The sequence below is a fragment of the Candidatus Hydrogenedentota bacterium genome, from assembly GCA_016791475.1.
Classification (GTDB): domain Bacteria; phylum Hydrogenedentota; class Hydrogenedentia; order Hydrogenedentales; family JAEUWI01; genus JAEUWI01.
The window spans coordinates 178,787-198,698 of the sequence record JAEUWI010000004.1; the positions used below are offsets into that span (position 1 = coordinate 178,787).

Sequence of the window (19,912 nt, forward strand, 5' to 3'; positions counted from 1 at the left end):
TCTAATGCGATTCCCTTGGACTCTACCCTGATCCTAAGTCTTAGCGACGAGGACTACCGTCCACTGATTCCCCTGCGGCGCGGCCGCGCCACTGGGCGAACCCGTGGAGCAGCGCGGCTACGGGCGTGGCGATGAGCAGCCACTGGACGGTTCCGGCCAGGAAGAGGCTGACCGGCTCTGGCGAGGACCCCAGAACCCAGATGGCTGGTCGGTCGACGAACCAGACGAGGAGGGCGAGGAGGAAGGTCGCGTCTTCGTCGCTGACACCGCGCGTGTAGTGAACCAAGGCCAGGAGTAAGAGCAGCACGGCATGAATGCCCACCATAATGGCAGCAACCTTTCGGTACTGCTTCAACATGGATTGAACCTCCGTCGATGACGTGGGTGTAAACTGGGAAAGAAGTCTTCGTCACCGGTCATTCCACCGTAAACTCCCACACTTCCGGCTCCACGGGCACGCCGGTTTCGCTCTGGAAGTTGATGGCGTTTGCGCTGTTGATGCCGACGCGGTAGGTTTTTCCTACCTCGAGTCTCACGGGCAGCGTGCAGGTTTGTTTGTCTTCGCTCCAGCCTACTTTGCCCGTGGTCTCGGGAAATTCTCCTCCGGCTTTGGTCCAGGAGCAGCCGCCACCCATGGGTTTATCGAAGGTGACGAGAAGTTTGTCTTTGGACTCCCCCACCACCTTTGAAACTACTTTGGGTGGCGTGAGCCCCGCGAGGGCTTCGGGTGGCGCGCCTTTGGTGGCGAAGTAGAGGACGCGGTCGCGGGCGGGGATACCGTTTTCGCCGCAGAAGTTCTTGAAGCTCTTGGAATTGATGCCCACGCGGTAGACGCGGCCTTCCGCCAACTTTACCGGCAACTCGCAGGTGCGCTTGTCGAGCCAGTGCGGCTTTCCGGTGGTCTCGGGATAGAGCTCGCCGCCGCCGGTCCAGGAGAAGCCGCCTTTCATGTCCTGATCGAAGGTGACGGTGATTGCGGAGAGGCCGGGATCGATCTCGGATGCGCCAATGGCTGGATTCGACGAAAGGATTTCCGGCGCGGTCTGATTTGACGCGGCCGACGTTGCGCTGGCCTGCGAGCCGGGCAATCTGAGGATAATCGATTTCCCAATACGTTCCTCGTACACAACCACCGATTTTTCTTCGACGTTGATCGACTCCAATCGAAAGGCTTCGAAGGCTTCACCCTCAACGTACCATTTCTTGCTTGAGTTGGTCTTCAGGCGCGCACGCCATTCACCATTTGCCTCTTTCAAGTCCAGCAACTCAATCCCCACGCCCTTCCCGGTTAGTTCATTCTCTCCGTTTCCGTGGGAAGGCACGGTACTCTCCGCGCTGGCCTGCGCGCCTGGCATCTCCCAGGGCTTCAGGTCGTCCTCGCTGAGTCTGGGCTCTTTGCCCTGAGCGTTCCACCAGGCGCCCCAGGCCGCCTTGTCCTGATCGAAGGTCTGGCCGGTGAGGCGCAGGAGGGAACCGCGCGCCCACATGCGCGTGTTTTGATTGCCGTGGTCCACGAGAGGAATCAGCACAGGTATGGCGGAGTCATCGCCCTGGCGGCCCAGCGCGGCGACGGCCATCCATTTCGCGCGGCAGTCGTAGTCCTGATCGTCGCGGTGATAGGCGGCCACTTTCTTCAGGCCGGGCAGGAGTCGGGTATCGCGGAGGACACCCGCTTCGGCCAAGGATTCGCATTGCTGGCGGCCATACTCGCCTTCGAGCACGGCGGCGATGTAGGTGATTTTCTTTTCACGTTCATCCGGAGTCAAGGCGTCGAGCGCGCCCACGTCGAGCCAGAGGTTGGAGCGCCCGAAGCTTTCGCAGGTGTGCTTGATGAAAGCCTGCACTTCCGGATGGGCCTTTTCATAAAGTGCAAGCTCCGAGGCGCGATCGGTCGGGGTGGTCGCGGTCGACTCGGCGTCTGAGATAGCCTGCATGGGAATCAGGCCCAGGGCGATGACGGTAAGCGCCAAAGCCGAACGAAGCCCCATGCGCCGCCGCCGCGCGGCATCGCCTGCGGAGCGGATCCGCTGGAGCAGGTTCCCCGACAGTTCCATCAGGCCAAGGAACCCCGCACCGGCCGGTATCATGCCGTCTGCGGCTTCCGCGCCTTTGAGGATGGTGCCCGCGTATTCTTTGCCGTCTGTCCTGGTGCTTCGCAGCACCATATCGTCGCATGCCATTTCCCGCTCCCTTCGCAGTTGCAGGTGCGCCACCCACACGAGGGGGTGGAACCAGTAGCAACAGGTTAAGCACGACGCCATCCACCCCACGAGGAGGTCGCGGCGTTTTATGTGCGCCAGTTCATGGGTGAGTATATTTCCGAGGGCATCGCGGTCGAAGGTGTCGAGCCAGTCGCCCGGAATGAGAACCACGGGCCGCCACACACCCAGAACCGCCGGAACGCTTAACGTGCCCGTGATGCGGAACGCAGGTGTATGCCCCAGCCCGACGAGGACGACCCGCTCCCCCGCCATTTGCCGCAGCCATGCGGGCGCTTCGAGGCTGCCCAGGTGGGCCAGCCGCTTGAAGCGAATGAATTGGACGATCAGCAGCGCGAACATCGCAAGGGCTACCACTCCCCAGAGGCCGAGGAGCAGTGCCTTCAACGGTACGACTGGGCGCAACGGCGGATTCGCTGTCCGGGCGTGCATTGCGGTGTCGGATTCGATGAGGGTCGCCGGCGTTTCGACTTCGGTGTTCGGCGTCACCGCGTCGTGCGGAGAAGTGATGTAGCCGCCGGCCTGCGCCACGTGTTGTGCCATCGTGCCAACGGACCACGGAACCGCGAGAAAAGGCGGGATGAGGAGTTTGAGGAACACCAGGAACCAGAGGGCATAGCGAAAGCTCGCGGAGGTCTTTGTGAAGACGGACGTGAGTGCCCATATGATCGCCGCGAAGAGGGCGACCTGCCATGTGCTGTGCACCATCCAGGACCACCACGCTTCCAGAACGCTATTTGACGTTTCCATTGCCCGCGTGCTCCTTTTGCCGGGCGCGTTCGATGCGCGCCAGTTCCGCCCGCAAGACTCTCAGCTCGTCTTCGCCGACCGACTCGGCGAAGCACGCCACAAAGGGCTGCATGGCCCCGTCAAACACGCGATTCACGAAGGAACCCACCGTTGCGCGCGTCATTTCCTCGCGCGTGTACTCCGCACGATAAAGGTAGGAGTTACCGATCTGGTCATAGGCCAGCACCCCTTTCTTTACCAGGCGCGCCAGCATCGTCTTGAGGGTCTTGTAGGCCCAGGCCTGCTCCTGCGGCACCGCCTGGAATATATCCCGCGCCGCCATGGGCCCGCGGTCCCATAGGGGTTTCATGACCTCCCACTCCAGTTCCGAGAGTTTGGGCACGTTTTTCTTGCGGGGCATGATGTGGAAACCTCCATTGGACTATCTGTGGTTACTTTAGCCTACATTTGTAGGCGTGTCAAGGAAAACTGCACGCCGGGGGACGGACCCGCGCCATTGCACCCGGCCCAACGCAGGACGCCCGATTCCGCTCAGGGCCTCTCCCACAAGCCTACCCTACTTCAACGCGCGGGCCTGTCCCTGTAGATGTGGGCGGGGCCCCACGCTGAAAGCATTCGGGTATGCTTCCGCACATCCACGGGGACATGCCGCCGCCCTAAGGAAACATGGGCCGTGCTGCGCCTTGATGCGAGTGCCTGACTGAAGCTCCTTTGCGGCACTCCGTCCCTCAATAATTCCCGTCGTTTTCGCTCTTGGTGATCAGCCACACGCCGTCGCGCTTTTCCAGTTCGAGGGTGACCTTCATCCCGCCGAAGGTGCCTTCGATTCCGATCGCGGAGACGCGCGCTTTGGCGGCGTCGCCGGTGATCTTGCTCTGATCGATGTTTACGTCCAGTCCACTGAGCATGCCGCTGGCGATGGCCTCCTGGAGAAAGCTGGCGAGGTCGGTCTTGCCCCGGCCGCCTTCACCGACGAGGTCTTCCGCGTAAAAGGCGAGGGTGGCTTCATACTGCTGGGCTTCGAGGGCCTTCTCCCAGCCGGCCAGCCGTTCCTTCAATTCCGCCAGATACTGGTTTTCCAGCCCGGTTTCGAGTTCGGTGCGGGATTCGATGTTTTTCGCGAGATCCTCGGGCAACCACCACGTGGGTTTCATGATGTGCCTGCTGAAGACCTTCTCCGCCTGATCGCGGTAGTGGGGCGAATCGGGCCGGTCGCTCTGGCCGATGGGCGGGGCCGTCCAGCTCTGGATGGGCTTGGAGAGGACGATGATCTGCGTCGAGGTCTGGCCGCTGTTGCCCCACTGCGTGTGGTCGTCACGCTCACGACTGTAGCCCACGTTGCGCAGGGTGGTGGTGCCCGCGTCGTCGCCGCCGCCCACGGGCCAGGATCGGTCGTCGCGACCGACACGGAATTTCTCGCCCCAGGGTACATCGATCGTGCCGAAGTCGGCCCGTATTTTGGCCATGGCCTTGGCGAAGGAGTCGAGCGCGAATTCGGCCTCGTCGCTTCCCAGTTCAACAGGGTCGTAGGCTTCCTCCGTGACGATCTTGTAGAACTGGTCGATGCGCCCGCGCACTTCTTCCATCGTTTCGGCGCCATAGTCCGCCACGAGCTGCACGCGCCAGTAGTGGTACTTCAGCGCACCCGTGGAGTAGCGCTGTTCTTCCAGGTTCCACGCAAGAATGTCTTCCATGCCCGCGACATAGTCGAGGTCCCCGGCATAGGCGTCGCCCCGGTTCTCATGGGCCTGGCGCAGGACGTCGATCCAGCGCTCGACACCGAAGGGATGGACATCAAGGGCGTAGGAAATCGCTTCCTGAGCGGTAACGGAGGCATCCTGGCTCAGCAGCTCCACCGCGCGACCACCGCGTTGATTCGTCCAGCCGCCGCGGGGGCCATAACCCAGATCGCTGAAAAGATAGCCGGGGTACTTGTCGGGCGTGAGGGGGCTCTTCACCATCAGGGAGTCCGGCGGGATATTGCAGCACTGCATATAGCCCTGCGAGGGATTCAAAATCTGCACGTGGTCGTCCGAGTCATGGATACCCAGCCACTCGGATTTCGAGGTGGAGCCGTCCACGGGCCGGTCAAAGTCAAAGCCTTCCGGACGTTTCGGCACGCGCCCCGTGCGCTGATAGTAGATATTGCCCGAAGTATCGGCCACCATCACGTTCTGTGGAAACATCGTGCCCGACTTCATGGCGGCCACGGCGCCGGTGTAATCCTTTGCGGAGTTCAGCATGTACCACGCTTCATTGCCTGTGACGATATCGGCGTAGGACGTCTTCAGCGCGTAGGCCTTGCCCTCTTTCATGGCCACCACGGGGCCGTAATGGCAATCGTAAAGCGTCATCGTCACCGGTGCGGCGTCTTTCACCTGGATCGTGATTTCGCGGGTGGTGATATCCCGCCACGCCTCGTCGTACTTGTACTGAAGGGGATTATCGGGATTGAGCGCGAGGGCGTAAATATCCGCCGTATCGGGTGCGCCGGTCGTCATGGCCCACGCCATGTTTGCCCCGTGGCCCAGGGCGATGTAGGGCACACCGGCGAGACTGAAGCCGCTGCCTTCGATTTCACCGGCATGCATGCGCAACTCCCAGAAGCGGGAAGCGCCAAACCAGGCCAGATGGGGGTCGACGTAGAGAATGGCATCGCCCGAGGCGCTGCGCTGGGGTGAAACCGCAAAGGAATTGGAACCCCGCTGAACCTTCTCCATCCCCGGCTGGATTCCCGCACGCGACAGATCGCCAAAGCCATCATCGATGGACCAGGAGTACAGGAAAAAGCGGCCGAAGGCCACCACCATGGCCGCATCCACCTTGCGGTCGCCCCACCACGTGGGGACGTCCTCTGGATGGGCGGCATACCAGGCGTTGACGCCCGCGGCATAGGCCTCCAGATGCTCCCGCACATTCGGGGCAATGGAATCCATGCCCGATTTCGCCAGTTCATAGTGCCGCCACATGCGCGAGAGCATGTCGCTCTGGATTCCGCCTTCCCCTTCAAAAACAGCGCTCTCGCCAATGCCCCGGAGGAGGTTCTTGAGCACCTCCTCAGGCCGGTCCTCGGCCTGGGCCCAGCCCATGGCATACATGCCCTGGGCGGCCGTGGGCGCATAGATATGGGGTACACCCCAGGTGTCCCGGTAGATGACCGTCTTGCCTTCATCGGGACCGCTGCCCGGGAGAGGCTGGGCCGACAGCCCCGAACTCATGCCCAGGCAAAGCACCAGTGCAATTCCAGCCAACTTCATCCGCAAGTCGATCCGCATGAAAAGCCCTTTCTCTCCGGCATCCGTATGTTCCCAATCCCCCGCGAAAATCTTCGCGTGTCAGAAGCGAAGCACATCAGTGTACGGGTGGGATCCGGTCAAGTCAATCAATCAATGCCGTCGGCGTCCACGGCAACGGCGCGAAAACAAGAATCGCGCCGGGCAGCACGGCGGCAGCACGGCGCGATCTCACGTTATGGGTTAAATCAGTTAACGGGTTCCTGTCCCTTATAGCGGGGTTTGGTCGTCCGGGCGCCGCTCTTATCGCGATAGCGCCAGAGATTTTCGTCGTCCGTCGCTTCCACGGTCTCGCCAGGTTTTGCCGCGACTTCTTCTTTCACCGCCGCAGGCTCTTCCCGGAGGGTCGTCACAAGGCTCTCGAGCACCTTCAGCTCACTGGAGTGGTCTTCACCCGCGTGCCTAGCCGTTGCTATCTGACGCTCTACACTTTTTCGAGCCAATTGCACCCAACCTAGTTGTATCTTGGGCCATTCAGGGTCCCTCTGGTCAATACTTCCCCGCTGATAGACTATGTCGATGACATTCTTCTTGACCGTTGCCCAGTCGACGCTTGCGCCCCCCGAGTCTTCTTTCGACACTTTGTCCACGGTAAGCCCGATCAGCTCGATGAGCTTTACTTCCCGCGCTTCCCATTCAACACGGGGATCGGTATCGGTGTCTTTGGCGGCCGCGCCCGCCGGGGTATCGGCCTTGACCTCCCCCGCCGGGGCCGCCGGATCGGCCCATACCGCTCCCGCCGGGACCAAGCCCAACACGGCGACCGAAGCGGACGCCAGTCCTGAAAAGAGAAAGTGCTTCATTTTCATCATGGTCTCCTGTTTAGACGATGCACACATTTTGCACTTATCCTATTTTAGATCATTAAACTCTCTATGTCACCGACTATTTTGCCAGGCGCGTATTTCGGGGATCGTCGCGCAACTGGCGCCGGGCGGCGTCCAACTCGCCGGTGAGCACTTCGTTGTCCATTCGAAGAAAGACGACCTGCTTTTCCGCGGTATTGAGGGCCTTTTTCAGTTCCACCAGTTCCTCATTGGTCTTGCGCAGGCGTGCGAGGAGTAGTTTGATGATGGCCTGCTGCAGGAGGCGGCTGAAGAGGGAGTTTTCCTGGCGCGCGCCGTGTCTGGCGAGTTGCGCACTGACGGTGAAGCACGTGACTTTATTACAGGCGGTTACCGTTGCGGAACGCAATTCGCCGGTGACGGCTCCGAATTCGCCAAAAACATCGCCGGGATCGTCCATGACGCAGAGGTCGGCGCCGTCGAGCGACACGGTGACCGCGCCATCGACCAGAACATACATGGCGTCGCTGGCTTCACCTTCCCGAATGATAGGTTGTCCCGCCGCGAAATGGTGAAGTTCCCCCCGTTCAAGCATGGCGCGCAGATCGTGCCCGTGGGGGTCATGTTTTCCGAGGAACTGGAGGATAGGCGCGTTCGACAGCGCTTCTATCAGAGGCTCTCGGACCTGGGGGGATTTCTTCACGTGCACGACTCCCTGTTCATAGGCCCTATCATGCCATGAAGTCGCCTGCGCCGCAAGCCCCGGCTCAATTCAAATGGGCCGGTAGGCTGCGAAAGGACGGCGATGTCGCGCCGCTTAGTTACCCAGCAGGCGGAGGGCGGACTGAGGTGTGACGTTGGACTGCACGAGCGTCGAGAGACTGCTTCTAAGCAGCAACTCGTTTCGGGTGCGCTCCACGGTGGCCCGGGCAAGGTCCAGGTCGCGGATTGAGGATTCCGCTTCCTGCTGATTCTGGACAGCGGATTCGCGCTGGGTGATGGCGCTCTCGAATCCGTTCTGCTGAGCGCCAATCTGCGCACGGTTGGACTCGATACTAAGCAGCGCTTCGTCGGCCGCTTCCAGTGCGGCGGCGGCCCCTTCCGGTGTGCTTATATCCAGGCCATTCAATCCAAGGGACTGGGTATTGGAGGCGCTGATGGTGATCTGGTTGCCGCTCTCGGTACCCAGATCCACAGTGGTATCCTGATTCAGCACGTTCTGCCCGTTGAACTGGGTATCTTCGGCGACACTGTCGATCTGCCCCAGCAACTCCTGCACTTCGGCGTTGAGCGCGGCGCGGTTGTCATCGCTCAGTGTCCCGTTCTGGGCCTGAAGGGAGAGGTCACGAATGCGCTGGACTGCATCCTGTTGAACCGAGAGGCCACCTTCGGCGGTCTGAGCGAGATTGATACCCGATTGCAGATTGCTGGCTTCGGCCTGCCCTTGACGAATCTGTGTATTGAAACCCTCGGCAATCGCCAGCCCTGCGGCATCGTCGGCGGCCCGATTGATGCGCCGCTGGGAACTCAGTTGCTCCAATACCTTCGAAAGGGCGGAATTCGAGCGGCGGGTCTGCCGACTGGCTTCGAGGGCAGACAGATTCGTATTGATGTTGAGTCCCATGGGCACTTACCTCCGACCACGATCCCGCCTCATCCCTAAGGGGGCCTTGGTGCATCCACTATACCATATCTCGTGTCCGGTGCCAATGATTTGTAGCGACGCGGAGGCAAAATCCATAAAAACTCGACGACACGGCTAAATGTGGAGCAACACTTTCATCACACCCGGCTCCGCGGCGCGGGCCATGGCCTTGTCCGCGTCCACAAGGGAGAAAACGTCGCTGATAAGGGGCTGGACACCAATGGTCCCGAGGCTGAGTGCCTCCAGCGCGGGTCTAAAGGGGCCGCACCGGGAACCGAGAATACGGACTTCATTGATTACGGGACTGCTGAACTCCAAGGCGGTGGGATGGGCCACCGTGGTCTTGAGGATCACGGTGCCCTCGGGACGGACGAGCTCGAGGGCCCTTGCGAAGCCGAGGTGAGAACCGGTGGCCTCGACGACAAGGTCCGCGCCTCGAATGACAGGTTCGTCCATGAGGGCGGTTTTGATTCCGAGGTCGCTGAGCAGCTTGAGCTTCCAGGGGTGCTTGCCGACACAGACGAGATTCTTGGTGTGGAGCCAAAGTACCTGGGCGACCAATTGGCCGAGCTTCCCATCGCCGAGGACGATTACGTGGTCGCTATCGTGGATTTCGACCTGCTCCAGGATTCGAAAGGCGGCGGCGGCGGGTTCTGCGAATACGGCGACGTCATCGCGCACGGATGCGGGCGCGATATGGAGGTTTTCTTCCGGCAGGGTCAGGTATTCAGCGAAGGCGCCGTCGCGATTCAGAATGCCGAGCACGGAGCGATTGAGGCAATGGTGGGGCATTTCCATCTGGCAGTACTGGCACTGGTGGCAGACGCAGTTGATCTCCCCCACGACCCGCTTTCCCACGAGGTGGGCGTTTTCCGCCTGCTCCACGACGCCGACAAATTCGTGTCCGAGGGTACCGTTGAAGTTCATGTAGCCCCGGGCGAGTTCCAGATCGGTGTTGCAGATGCCCGCGGTGAGCACCTTGACCAGGGCTTCGCCGGGGGCGGGCTGTGGCTCGGGAACATCTTTCACGCGCAGGTTTCCCTTTGACAAAACCAATGCCCGCATCTGGGTTCCTCCTCGAAGTGAATGGATTTCTTTCTCCTGAGCGGTGTATTCAACACCACCGGTGCGAAAGATTCAAGTCTCGCGCGCTGAAGCTGACGTGGCGGTCCCGGCCCGTCGTGGCGTATCATAGCCGGGTCACACGCACTATGACCCCCGGGAGCTTGAAGACCTTGCCCAGACCCCCACGCTTTTTCGTCCTTTCGAGCACGTTGGCCCTGTTGTTGCTTTGCTTCCCACTCCGAAGCGGGGCGCTCTCCGTCACGGCCACGGTGGACAAGCCCGAGATTGGCATGGGCGGCAGTGTCAGCCTTACGACGAAGGTGCGCCCCGATAAAGGGGGTGATCTCGCCGGTTACCGGGTAATTCCCTTTGTGAACGGCAAACGCTGGGGTGCGATCGAAGTAACCGACAATAGAGGTCAGTCGACCCACCACCTGCCGCTGCCCAATCCCGGCCGCGCGGTGATTGAGGTACTGGTCGAGGAACCGGCGTCTCGGGGGCCCGAGCCCCAGTGGATCTGGGCGCCGTCGTCACCCGAGAGCGCCACGCAATATTTCCAGCAGAGTTTTGACTGGAAGGGCGACCTGGAATCGGCGGTACTCTTCGTCGCGGCGGATGACGGGGCGACGGTGCACCTGAACGGCGAGGAACTGGGCACGGTCTCCGGCTGGAGCACGACCACGCGCTTTGAAAATCTTGGCCCTCATCTCACACCGGAAGACAACGTGCTCTCAATCGAAGCGCGATCCGCGGGTGGACTGGCGGGTCTGCTGGTGCGACTTGAAGCCCGGGATACGCCGGGTGTGGCGCTGCTCGTGAGCGACGGGCAGTGGCACCGTTTTGATCGCGCCCCCTATGGGTGGCCCTACGCCGCCGAAGAAGACGCGCAACATGTGAAAGTTCTTTCGGGCGTCGCCTGGAGCCCCTGGCGCACCCAGATGGAAGATTGGCCCGGCCTGAACGACCGAAGTTACGATATCGCGGGGACGCCCCTGCCCCTCAACCTCGCGGGCCCCGATCTTTCGGCTCCGGTGACGGTCGAAGTGTTCCGGCGGGCGCTGGTTCGCCCGGCGGGGGATCCCGACCACCGCGTGGGCATCCAATTCGAGCCCTGGTTTACGCCGCGCAACGCCAACTGGGGATCCACGCCCGCAGTGCCGCTTACGGGCCTGTACTGGTCCTGGAATCCCGATGTGACGCGGCAGCAGATGATCTGGCTTATCGAATCGGGCATCGATTTTCTTGTGGTGGACTGGACGAACCATCTGTGGGACAAGGCGCACTGGGACGAGCGGGGCGATCACACAAACGAGATTATCCACGCTACGACGATGCTCCTGGAGAGCCTGGCCACGCTGCGGGACGAGGGGAATCCAGTCCCTACGGTCGTGCTCTACGGCGGCCTGAACAACGGCCCGGCCACGACGGTATCCGCGGTGAATGAATGCATGTCGTGGATCCACCACACGTATGTGCGGAATCCTCGATTCGCCGGCCTTTTCGAGCTCTACCAGGATAAGCCGCTCTTTCTGGCTCATAGCGGCGGCGGGCCGAACTGGAAGGATGCTACAGGAGCATCCCGCCTCGACGAGAGTCTATTCACAGTTCGTTATCAGTCATTCATGCATGAGTTCAACGACCACGCGGCCCATGGCTTCTGGTCGTGGATGGACGCGACATTGACGCCGGTTCCGACCCTTTTCGAAGGCCAGCCGGAAGCGCTGACGGTATCTTCGGCATTCTTCGCCGGGACCGGCTGGAAGGGCGAGGGGGCCCATAGCCGCAAAGGCGGCTGGACGCTGACGGAGAGTTTCAAGTCCGCGTTCCAGCACCGACCGCGTTTCCTTCAGATCCACCAGTTTCAGGAGTTTGCCGGTCAGTGGGAAGGGGGCGGCTATGGTCCCGATCGAGACTTGTATGTGGATTCGTACAGCGTGGAATTGAGCGACGATATTGAGCCTGTGAGCCTGACGGCGCATGCTTATCGCGGGGAAGGCGGATGGGGCTTTCTCTACTTGAATCTATTGCGCGCACTGGTCGATTGTTACCACCAGGCCACACCGGAGACCACAGTGGTTGCCCTCGATCAACCCGGCTTCGGACAGCGCGTGAGCGGTGCGAGCCTGCCCTTGCGCTGGACCTGGGTTGGCAAAACGCCGTCGGGCTTCGAACTATCGGTCAATGGCAGGAAGCAGTCCTTTCCGGCGGAAGCGACGGAGGCCGTGATCGAGCTCAGCGCCCTGCCGGCGGGCCCCCTTGAAATCGTGTTGACGGCGCTGGACACCCAGACCCGGTATGCGCTATCCCACACGGAGGCCTCGCTGCCCTCCGATAATCCGCTGCCGGCCCAGGCCGCCACCACCTTGTCTTACACGCCGTGACGGCGGGAATTCACGGCAGGTTCTGAAGCGGGACGGTGTCCGCCGCTTCGGCGAATGCGTGGGGGTCGTAGGGGAGCTGGAGGCCTTTCCACGTCGTCACGGGAATGCGCCACAGCGTGTAGTCGGCGTGGAATCGCATGGGAAGCCGCCTCGGTATGGCCGCGGCGATGGCGATGAGGGCGTCCTCCCCTTCCCAGGCGAAATCGATGACTTCACCGGGTAGTGAGATGTAGACGGGCTCACTTTCGCCCGGTGTCATGCCGCGCAGCAATCCGGCAGGGTCCACCCACGCCACCCGACCGCCGTTTTCACTTATTCTGGCCTGCGCGATGGGGTAATTCCGATGGAGCAGCGTGGTAACCGCAGGAGAATCCGGCGTCACAGAAACCAGACCGCCACTCTCCTCGAAATAGATGATCTCATTGCTTCCACCGCGCCAGCGCAGACCACCCGAAGGGCGCGCCACCTCCTGGACGATCTTGATTGTATTCGTATCGGCCTCCCAGGTGACCAGCACGCCTTCGTCCGTCAGATACGCCAGGCGTTCCGTGTCGGCTTGAAGATCGGCGTTTCCCGCTCGGGGACGGGGCAGGAGTTCGCCCTCTTTTAGGGACGTCGCGCCGACAATGTCGATGCGACCAGCGCGCCAGACGAGCGGCCCCGCCTTACTCCATCCGAGGAATACGGTGTCGCTGCCTTCGATGGGGTGCCATTGATTGTCGCGCCAGAGTCCCGCGGAATCGCGGCGCTGGACCGCAAGTTGCTGTCCGGCGGAGTCCCAGGCGAGGTCCAGGGGCATGGAGCCGGCAAGTTCGATGGCGCCTTCGGGGGTGCGACCGGCCAGGGGAAACAGGTAGAGCCTGTGGGAACGGTCCCCCCCCCACTCCGACTGGCTTACAAGGGCGATACGTCCGCTGGAGGAGACATTCAGCGCGAGGGGCCACTGAGTGGAGGGCCAGGCGTTGTTGGTACGGCGCATATCGGCTACCGCGAACTCGGGGTCGAGGACGATTCGCTTGAGTGGTCCGTTCAGGGTAAAGCTCACGGTATCGCCGTGCATACCAGGCTCAATGGTCTGGACCTGGTATCCATCTTCCATGACGAGGCCCAGCTCCATGGGGACATAGGCGGGAATATCGCCGACGTTTTCCACCGTCACGTGCACCCGTCCCCCCTCCTGGGTTACTCCCGCGATGGCGTAGTCCAGCGCGCCGGGCCTGTCGAACCAGACGCGGACGAGTTCGTCGAGGGGCTTTTCGGAGGCCAGGGTCATTTCGTGCAGTAGTGCCGCATAGGAGACGGTGCTGTAGCGATGGACCGACATGAAGTTGCGGCAGGCGCGGGCGAAGGCGTCGGCCCCGATGTACTCGGCCAACATCGCGGCGGTGTAGGGGCCTCGAACGGTGAAGAGGCGCTCATCCAGCCCGTCGGCGGGCAAGAGATGACGTTCGAGGTTGTAGGCTTTCATGGGCCCTGGAATCTCGGGCGGGCAGTAGAGGGACTCCTGATGGCGCAGATAGGCCCGGCGACCTTTGAGCGTGCGCAAGGCCTGCCAGGCGCTGTATTCCGAGAGGCTGGTCATCAACCATTCGCCCGCTTCCGGGCGGCTGCTGAACCATCGGCCGGAGACGGTCTCGCCCCACCAGTTTCGCGCCACGTGGTGGGCAATGAGCACGAAGGACGCGTCACCGTTCTGGAGGCGGGCGGGATTGCACAGGAGGGTGGAGCCACCCAGATGGGCGGCGCCGTCAATGCTATCGCTGAGAACGAGATTCAGTTGGTTGAACCCGTCGGGGCCCAACTGGGTGTGGAAATAGTTGTAGGAATCGCCCAGGTCGGCCAACCAGGCCTCGGCGCGGGCGGCGTCAACTTCGCGGCCGTAGATATTGCAGCGGATGCTGCCCTGGACACGTGAGATCTTCTGGTAGCGCCCTGCGGCGAAGCCCGCCGCCAGGACGGGCCGACTTTCTTCCCAGCGGACGGTACGCCGCCCCTCCCTCACCTGGTTGTCGAGGAGGGCGCCACTCCAGACGACTTCAAAGTCTTCGGGAACCGTGGCGGCCACAGCAAGGGTTGAGAAACTATTGAGATCCACAGGGTACCAGAATTGGAGGCGGTCCACGACGAACTCACCGGGCGTTGCGAGCAGCGTTGAAGAGTTTCCCGATTCAAGAACTCCGCTGTAGGCGACCTGGAGCCGCCCAGCAGTGGCTTCCGGCGGCAACTGAACAAGCAAGCGCTCGCCGTTGCGCCGGGAGGAAAGAGACTGCCCTTCAAAAGTAAGTTCGTCCACATCCAGGGCCTGATTCAGCAGGAGAATAACCTGGGAGCCATCCCCCCCCGGTGCGGTGACGGCCAGCGTTGCCTTGCCCTCCAAGCGGCCCGACTCGGGATCAAGCTCAACCTCCAGCTTCGTGCTGGCGATTGCCTGGGCGCCGGTCAACCCTTCCATTTGCTTCCAGGACAGCCTTGTCTGCCAGGGAAAGCCGGATGTGGCGAGATGACGGACGAGGGCAACACCGCCCGCCACCGAGGCCAGCAGGGCCAGAGCCACGAGTATCCTCAGGTAGGGGCGCCCGGCGAGCATGGCATCAAACGGGTCGGTTGTAGATCACGGCGGGACCGGCATAGGGATCGTATACAGTTATACCGTGCTCATTGAAGACGGCGGTGACGGGCGCGCCCTTTCCCGCTTCGATGTAGGCCTGATTACGCTGAATAACTTCCCGTGCGGCATCGACGATTAACACGGAGAGACGGGCCTCCGCGGCGTTGGGATACCCCTTCTCCACTTCGTCGAGCGATTTACCCAGAAACTTCATCTCGGCGACTTTCTCGATGCATACCACGAGGCTGTCCACGCCATAGCCCACATAGGCGAGGCTGCCGTCTTCGCGGGTTACATCGCGGGTGAAGTGGCTGTTCATGGTCTGGGTGCCGCGCTCGGTGGTGCAGAAACGCAGGCCCCGGTATTGACTGTCGGACTCGACCATGCCGTGGGTACCGAAGAGCTGGCTCTCCTGGTTTACGGGAGCCTCAAACTTGTCGGGCACGATCCAGTTGTTGATGAAGTCGATGCTCATGCCATTGTCGAACTGAACCTTGACCTGGACCGCGTCGAAGGCGTCCATGCCGTGTTCATTGCGGAGCTTTTTCTTCTGGCCTACGGCGTGGAGCGAGACGGGTTTCACGCCGAAATAGGCGATATAGAGATCGGTCCAGTGGCACCCCACATAGCTGAAGGGGTCGCTCTTCGACGCCCAGTTCTTGAAGACCTCGGTGGAGACCTCCAGGGGCTCTTCAAGTACGGCGCGGCCATAGAGTGGCTCGCCGATGCGCTGGGAAATCTTGTCCCGAATGCTCAGGTGATCGGGGTCATAGCGCTTGTGCATATCGACACCAACGAGGCGCCCGGCCTTCCTGGAGGCATCGATAATCGCGTCGGCCTCTTCCGCCAGGAGGGTCATGGGTTTTTCGGTGATGACATGGACCCCGCGTTCGAGGGCCGCCAGGATAGGGGCGGCGTGGAGGTGGTCCGGTGTGGCCACGGCCAGGATGTCCAGATCCGGGTGGGCGTCGAGCAAGTCCATCCAGGGGGTGTCGCCGTGGTAGGTGGCGAAGTTCATCCCGAGTTTGCCGTATTCCTCCCGTTTTCGCGCGCAGGAGCCCGGGGTGTTGGTGGCGAGGGCCACGAAATCCACCTGGATGTCGCCCAGGGCCCGGGCCATGTTGTCGAGGCCGATCCTGCCCAGCCAGGGGAGGATGCCGTTCTGTTGCAACTGGCAATAGGTACGGAGATGCACGTCTCCGCCAAACATGCCGGCGCCAACCAACCCGATCTTCAGAAATCTGCTCATTCAACCCATCCTCATACCAATGATGCTTCACAATACCGCATTTGCTCTGGCCCTGGGCATGCCGAAGGTCAACTCGGCGCGGGAAGGGGCGTGTCGGCGTCCGGTGCGGGCTCGGGCGCGGGCGCGGGCACAGGCACGTCGGGTTTCGCCGGAAGGGGTGTGGGCGGCGTAAGGGGCTCCGCGGGAACGGGCGGCGTCGGCGTGTCCACCAGCTCGACCCGGATAAGTTTCTGCGTTTCGGCCACGATGCCGGCAATGACTTCCCTGCGTTTTCCGTCGATCACTTGCTCGCGAAGGACATCGCGCGCGGACTCTATGGGAACAGTCCCCGGCTCATTCACCGACTGGATTGTGATGACATACCAACCCATCACACTGCGCACCGGGGCCGACACCTCTCCCGGCTTCAGGCTGTCCATGGCGGTTTCCAACTCGGGATAAAAGCTGCCGAATTTCATCTCCCGGAGCACTCCGCCGCGGGGTGCGGTGGACGGGTCTTCAGAGACCTCGCGCGCGACCGCGTCGAACGATTCTCCGGCGACGACACGGGCTCGCGCGGCATTGGCGCGCTCTTCCGCACCGCGCCAGTCCTCGTCCGCTCCGCCTTTGGCGCGGAACAGCATCACGGCGATGTCGCGCGTCTTTTCTTTCCGGTTCATCTTGCCTTCGGCTTTGAGGGTCTCATAGGACTTTGTGATTTCCTCGTCGGTGGCGCTCAACTCTCCGGTCTCATGATCGACGAAATTCTTCACGCGCAAACGGGAACGGACATTCTCGCGGAGTTCGGCCTCGGTCATGTGCAGCCGCTTCAGGTAACCCTGATAGGCCTCCTCGCTGTCGAATACCGCCTTGCGCTCCTGGAACTCTTTTTCCAGCTCCTCTTCCGACACCTGCGTGCCCGCGTTTCTTGCGGCGATGCCCAGAATACGGCTGTTGATGACTTCCGTGAGGAGGGCTCGGCGAAAGCGCAGATCGGGGTTGACCTTCTGGCCCGTGGCCCCTTCGATCTGGCGCATTTTGAATTGGACATCCCGGGCGAACTCACCCGCGGTGATGACTTCGTCACCCACGTAGGCGATCACCTGGGCCGCCTGCTCGGCGGTCAACTCCTGACCCTGCGCCCGGACGCATGGGGCCACCAGCAGCAACGAGGCCGCGACAACGATTTGAATGAAGTGTTTCATGGGATTGTCTTCTCTGCGCCTTTGAAGGCTACGGTTTGCCATCCTATTCCCGCACGATCCGACCGGGGTTTGGGCGTGACCCGATAACCCACCACGGCCTACAATTTGACGACCTTGCCGGTTCTTGCGGATTTGTAGATCGCCTCGATAAGGGCAACGGCCAGTCGGCCTTCACGCCCCTGGATAGCGGGCTGGCGCCCAGTCTGGATGGCCTTGGTAAAGTCATCGATCTGGCGACGGTGCCCCTCAATCTTCAAGCCGCTCAGCGGATCCGATGCGCCCGAGCCAAGGGCGGAATCGCCCGCCATGGCCGCTTCGATCTTCTTGTCCACGGGCTTGGCCTTGCTGAATTTCCAGGAGACTACTTTACCGTCTTCCATGGCGGCGCTGCCTTCGGTGCCGTGAATTTCGATGCGCGCGGGGTGGCCGGGCCAGATGGCGGTGCTGCCTTCGATCACGCCCTGGGCGCCGTTCTCAAACTCCAGAATGGCCGTAGCCAGATCTTCGACCTCCAGGCGCTCGTGGGCCACCAGGGCCGTGCGCGCATAGACCGATTTTACCGGGCCCATGAACCACTGGAGCAGATCGATGTAGTGAATACCCTGGTTCATCAGCGCGCCGCCGCCGTCGAATTTCCACGTTCCACGCCACGCGCCGCTGTCGTAATAGGCCTGAGAGCGGAACCACTTGATGTAGGCGTCGCCCAGCACCAACTTGCCGAAGCGGCCCTGTTCAACGGCGGTACGGATCTGCTCTGCGCCTTCAGCAAAGCGGCTCTGAAAAATACAGCCAAGAAAAACGCCCGCCCTGTCGGCGGCGTTGATGATGGTGTCGATACGTTTCGTGGTAACGTCGAGAGGCTTTTCCGAAAGGATGTGCTTGCCCGCCTTCGCAATGTCCACGGCAATTTCGGCGCGCATGCCGCTCGGGACGCACAGGGAAACGGCCTGAATATCCGGGCGCTTCAGCATTTCCTTGTAGTTGTCAAAGGCCGCCGCACCGTATTGCCCCGCGAGCTTCTCCGCCGTCTCCAGCCGAACATCGGCCACGCCCACCAGTTTCGCACCGCGCACTTCCGCAATCGCCGCCGCATGAATCGGCCCAATATTGCCGCAACCGATAATTCCATACCCTACCGTAGCCATGAGATCTCCTTTGCAAGGGGTTAAGATTCGGAGTATAGCATATGGAATTGGGGACAGGAAAAAGGCTTCAGGCTTCAGTGAGGAGGAAGCAATGGGTCTTATGGGTCTTATGGGTCTTATGGGTCGTATGGGTCATTGGGCGACTGGGCTTCTGCAGCCTGCAGTCTGAAGCCTCCAGCCTAGTAATCCTGGGCTGCAAGTCTTCACCGCAAGGGTTTGGTGACCGCCTTGGCCGTGCCGGAGACGACTTTTCCCGCGCCTTTTACGATACCGCCCGCGGTCTTGCCGATGGCTTTGGGGACGGCGCAGCCGCACAGGGCCAGGGCGCCACACAACACGAGGAAGAATGCAAGTCGGATCTGATTTCGCACGGCGGTTCACTCCCAGGTCAGGGACAACGCACGGCGTGGACCTGTTCCACCAGCCGGAGTACACGTTCGAAGGGCGTTTCACGCAGCAGCCCGTGGCTCAGATTGAACAGGTGTCCCCGGTGCTCCCCGGCGAGCACGCAATCCTCCACGGCGGTGGCGATGTCTTCCTCGCTGCCGTAGGCCAGAAGGTGATTGTCGAGGTTGCCCTGAAAGACGCGATCGGCACCGAGCTGAGCCCGTGCATCGCGCAGGTGAATGGTGGACGGGAGACTGATGACGTCCGCGCCGCCCGCGTCAAGATCTTCCAGCGAGTTCCACTCCCGTGCGAAATTGATGGTGGGCACGATGCCCTTCACGGCGGAGAAAATCCGCTGCTGATAGGGCAGGGCGAACTCGCGGTATTGATCGGGCGTCAGCAGAAAGGCCGCCGACTCGAAAAGCTGCACTGCGGCAACCCCGCAACGGGCCTGATACTTCAGGTAGGCGATGGTCATCTCGGTGATGCGGTCCAGCAGTCGGTGGAGCGCCTCGGGCTCCTGCGCCATGAAGGCCATGGCGCGGGAGGCCGTATCGCCGAAGCTCTTGCCCTCCAGGATGAACACCGCCAGAGTCAAGGGCGACCCGCCAAAGCCCAAAACGGGAAGCTCTCCATCGAGCTGATCAAAAATCGACTCGAAGGTGTATTGAACGAAGGGCAGCTCCGCCTCCACGTCGTAGCCGTGGAGCCGCTCCACATCCTCCACCGTCTCCACCCGGTCCACCAGCTTGGGTCCGGGTGCAAAGACAAAATGGGCGCCCATGGGCGTCAGCGGGGTGAGAATGTCTTGAAAATAGATGAGCGCGTCGACGCCGAAACGCTTGGGAAGCAGCGTAATCTCCGTAGCGTAGGCCGGATGGCGAAACAAGTCCTCCAATGGCAGCGCGGCCTCGTCCTTAAGCTTGAGATAGGCCGGATCGGTACGGCCCGCCTGCCGCATCATCCAGATGGGGGTATAGGGAGTCTTCTCGCCGCGAAGGGCACGCAAAAAGGTGTCATTCTGCAAAGTCTGGGTCATTCCAATTCTCGCGCCCGCGTCCGGTCCATGATCTGCCGCATGGTGGCGCAAGGATACTACGGCGGAGTGGCGGATGTATAGCGCGCGAATTGCCTCACAATAAATCTACTCGAAATGTATTCGTTGCCTCACGAAGGAAATCTATCCGAAACGGGCTGGGTC

General features: G+C 61.6%; 15 protein-coding genes. 1 reads left to right on the top strand and 14 read right to left on the bottom strand.

Going from position 1 to position 19,912, the window contains the following annotated elements:
• Positions 1-40: 40 nt before the first annotated feature.
• The 8 genes from JNK74_03790 to JNK74_03825 form a co-directional block, all read right to left on the bottom strand.
• Positions 41-358 carry a hypothetical protein gene (locus JNK74_03790; protein MBL7645295.1) on the bottom strand — a complete coding sequence of 106 codons (318 nt, stop codon included), beginning with the start codon at positions 356-358 and terminating at the stop codon, positions 41-43.
• A gap of 58 nt (positions 359-416) precedes the next feature.
• A complete protein-coding gene (locus JNK74_03795) occupies positions 417-2,969 on the bottom strand; it encodes a hypothetical protein (GenBank protein MBL7645296.1) in 2,553 nt (850 codons plus the stop codon).
• Positions 2,953-3,369 carry a BlaI/MecI/CopY family transcriptional regulator gene (locus JNK74_03800; GenBank protein ID MBL7645297.1) on the bottom strand — a complete coding sequence of 139 codons (417 nt, stop codon included), beginning with the start codon at positions 3,367-3,369 and terminating at the stop codon, positions 2,953-2,955. Before JNK74_03800 ends, JNK74_03795 begins: the two co-directional genes overlap by 17 nt.
• 328 nt (positions 3,370-3,697) lie before the next feature.
• Positions 3,698-6,226 (bottom strand): penicillin acylase family protein, encoded by a 2,529-nt coding sequence (locus JNK74_03805; GenBank protein ID MBL7645298.1) that lies wholly within the window; start codon positions 6,224-6,226, stop codon positions 3,698-3,700.
• A 224-nt stretch (positions 6,227-6,450) separates the two neighbouring features.
• Positions 6,451-7,074 (bottom strand): hypothetical protein, encoded by a 624-nt coding sequence (locus JNK74_03810; GenBank protein MBL7645299.1) that lies wholly within the window; start codon positions 7,072-7,074, stop codon positions 6,451-6,453.
• Between the two features lie 73 nt (positions 7,075-7,147).
• Positions 7,148-7,750, bottom strand: coding sequence for a cyclic nucleotide-binding domain-containing protein (locus tag JNK74_03815; protein MBL7645300.1), 603 nt, complete (start codon positions 7,748-7,750; stop codon positions 7,148-7,150).
• Positions 7,751-7,864: 114 nt separating this feature from the next.
• The gene (locus tag JNK74_03820; GenBank protein ID MBL7645301.1) at positions 7,865-8,671 is read right to left on the bottom strand and encodes a flagellin FliC; all 807 of its coding nucleotides are present in this window, start codon (positions 8,669-8,671) and stop codon (positions 7,865-7,867) included.
• A 135-nt stretch (positions 8,672-8,806) separates the two neighbouring features.
• On the bottom strand, positions 8,807-9,757 hold the full coding sequence (locus tag JNK74_03825) for an alcohol dehydrogenase catalytic domain-containing protein (protein ID MBL7645302.1): 951 nt from the start codon (positions 9,755-9,757) through the stop codon (positions 8,807-8,809).
• Between the two features lie 170 nt (positions 9,758-9,927).
• On the opposite strand from JNK74_03825, the gene JNK74_03830 reads away from it, so the two are divergent.
• The gene (locus JNK74_03830) at positions 9,928-12,138 is read left to right on the top strand and encodes a hypothetical protein (GenBank protein MBL7645303.1); all 2,211 of its coding nucleotides are present in this window, start codon (positions 9,928-9,930) and stop codon (positions 12,136-12,138) included.
• A gap of 10 nt (positions 12,139-12,148) precedes the next feature.
• On the opposite strand, the gene JNK74_03835 is transcribed toward JNK74_03830, so the two are convergent.
• The 6 genes from JNK74_03835 to JNK74_03860 all read right to left on the bottom strand — a co-directional run bounded on the left by JNK74_03835 (position 12,149) and on the right by JNK74_03860 (position 19,750).
• Positions 12,149-14,692 (bottom strand): hypothetical protein, encoded by a 2,544-nt coding sequence (locus tag JNK74_03835; GenBank protein MBL7645304.1) that lies wholly within the window; start codon positions 14,690-14,692, stop codon positions 12,149-12,151.
• Between the two features lie 37 nt (positions 14,693-14,729).
• Positions 14,730-15,995, bottom strand: a complete 1,266-nt coding sequence (locus JNK74_03840; GenBank protein ID MBL7645305.1) for a Gfo/Idh/MocA family oxidoreductase — start codon at positions 15,993-15,995, stop codon at positions 14,730-14,732.
• Between the two features lie 68 nt (positions 15,996-16,063).
• Positions 16,064-17,179, bottom strand: a complete 1,116-nt coding sequence (locus JNK74_03845) for a peptidylprolyl isomerase (protein ID MBL7645306.1) — start codon at positions 17,177-17,179, stop codon at positions 16,064-16,066.
• Positions 17,180-17,277: 98 nt separating this feature from the next.
• Positions 17,278-18,324 (bottom strand): Gfo/Idh/MocA family oxidoreductase, encoded by a 1,047-nt coding sequence (locus JNK74_03850; GenBank protein ID MBL7645307.1) that lies wholly within the window; start codon positions 18,322-18,324, stop codon positions 17,278-17,280.
• 203 nt (positions 18,325-18,527) lie between these two features.
• Positions 18,528-18,695, bottom strand: a complete 168-nt coding sequence (locus JNK74_03855; protein MBL7645308.1) for a hypothetical protein — start codon at positions 18,693-18,695, stop codon at positions 18,528-18,530.
• Positions 18,696-18,712: 17 nt separating this feature from the next.
• A complete protein-coding gene (locus JNK74_03860) occupies positions 18,713-19,750 on the bottom strand; it encodes a uroporphyrinogen decarboxylase (protein MBL7645309.1) in 1,038 nt (345 codons plus the stop codon).
• Positions 19,751-19,912 lie beyond the last annotated feature (162 nt).

Coding starts and splice junctions, on each gene's coding strand:
- JNK74_03790 (MBL7645295.1), bottom strand. CDS start 358: ATGTTGAAGCAGTACCGAAAGGTTGCTGCCATTATGGTGGGCATTCAT.
- JNK74_03805 (MBL7645298.1), bottom strand. CDS start 6,226: ATGAAGTTGGCTGGAATTGCACTGGTGCTTTGCCTGGGCATGAGTTCG.
- JNK74_03825 (MBL7645302.1), bottom strand. CDS start 9,757: ATGCGGGCATTGGTTTTGTCAAAGGGAAACCTGCGCGTGAAAGATGTT.
- JNK74_03800 (MBL7645297.1), bottom strand. CDS start 3,369: ATGCCCCGCAAGAAAAACGTGCCCAAACTCTCGGAACTGGAGTGGGAG.
- JNK74_03795 (MBL7645296.1), bottom strand. CDS start 2,969: ATGGAAACGTCAAATAGCGTTCTGGAAGCGTGGTGGTCCTGGATGGTG.
- JNK74_03840 (MBL7645305.1), bottom strand. CDS start 15,995: ATGAGCAGATTTCTGAAGATCGGGTTGGTTGGCGCCGGCATGTTTGGC.
- JNK74_03860 (MBL7645309.1), bottom strand. CDS start 19,750: ATGACCCAGACTTTGCAGAATGACACCTTTTTGCGTGCCCTTCGCGGC.
- JNK74_03845 (MBL7645306.1), bottom strand. CDS start 17,179: ATGAAACACTTCATTCAAATCGTTGTCGCGGCCTCGTTGCTGCTGGTG.
- JNK74_03820 (MBL7645301.1), bottom strand. CDS start 8,671: ATGGGACTCAACATCAATACGAATCTGTCTGCCCTCGAAGCCAGTCGG.
- JNK74_03850 (MBL7645307.1), bottom strand. CDS start 18,324: ATGGCTACGGTAGGGTATGGAATTATCGGTTGCGGCAATATTGGGCCG.
- JNK74_03810 (MBL7645299.1), bottom strand. CDS start 7,074: ATGATGAAAATGAAGCACTTTCTCTTTTCAGGACTGGCGTCCGCTTCG.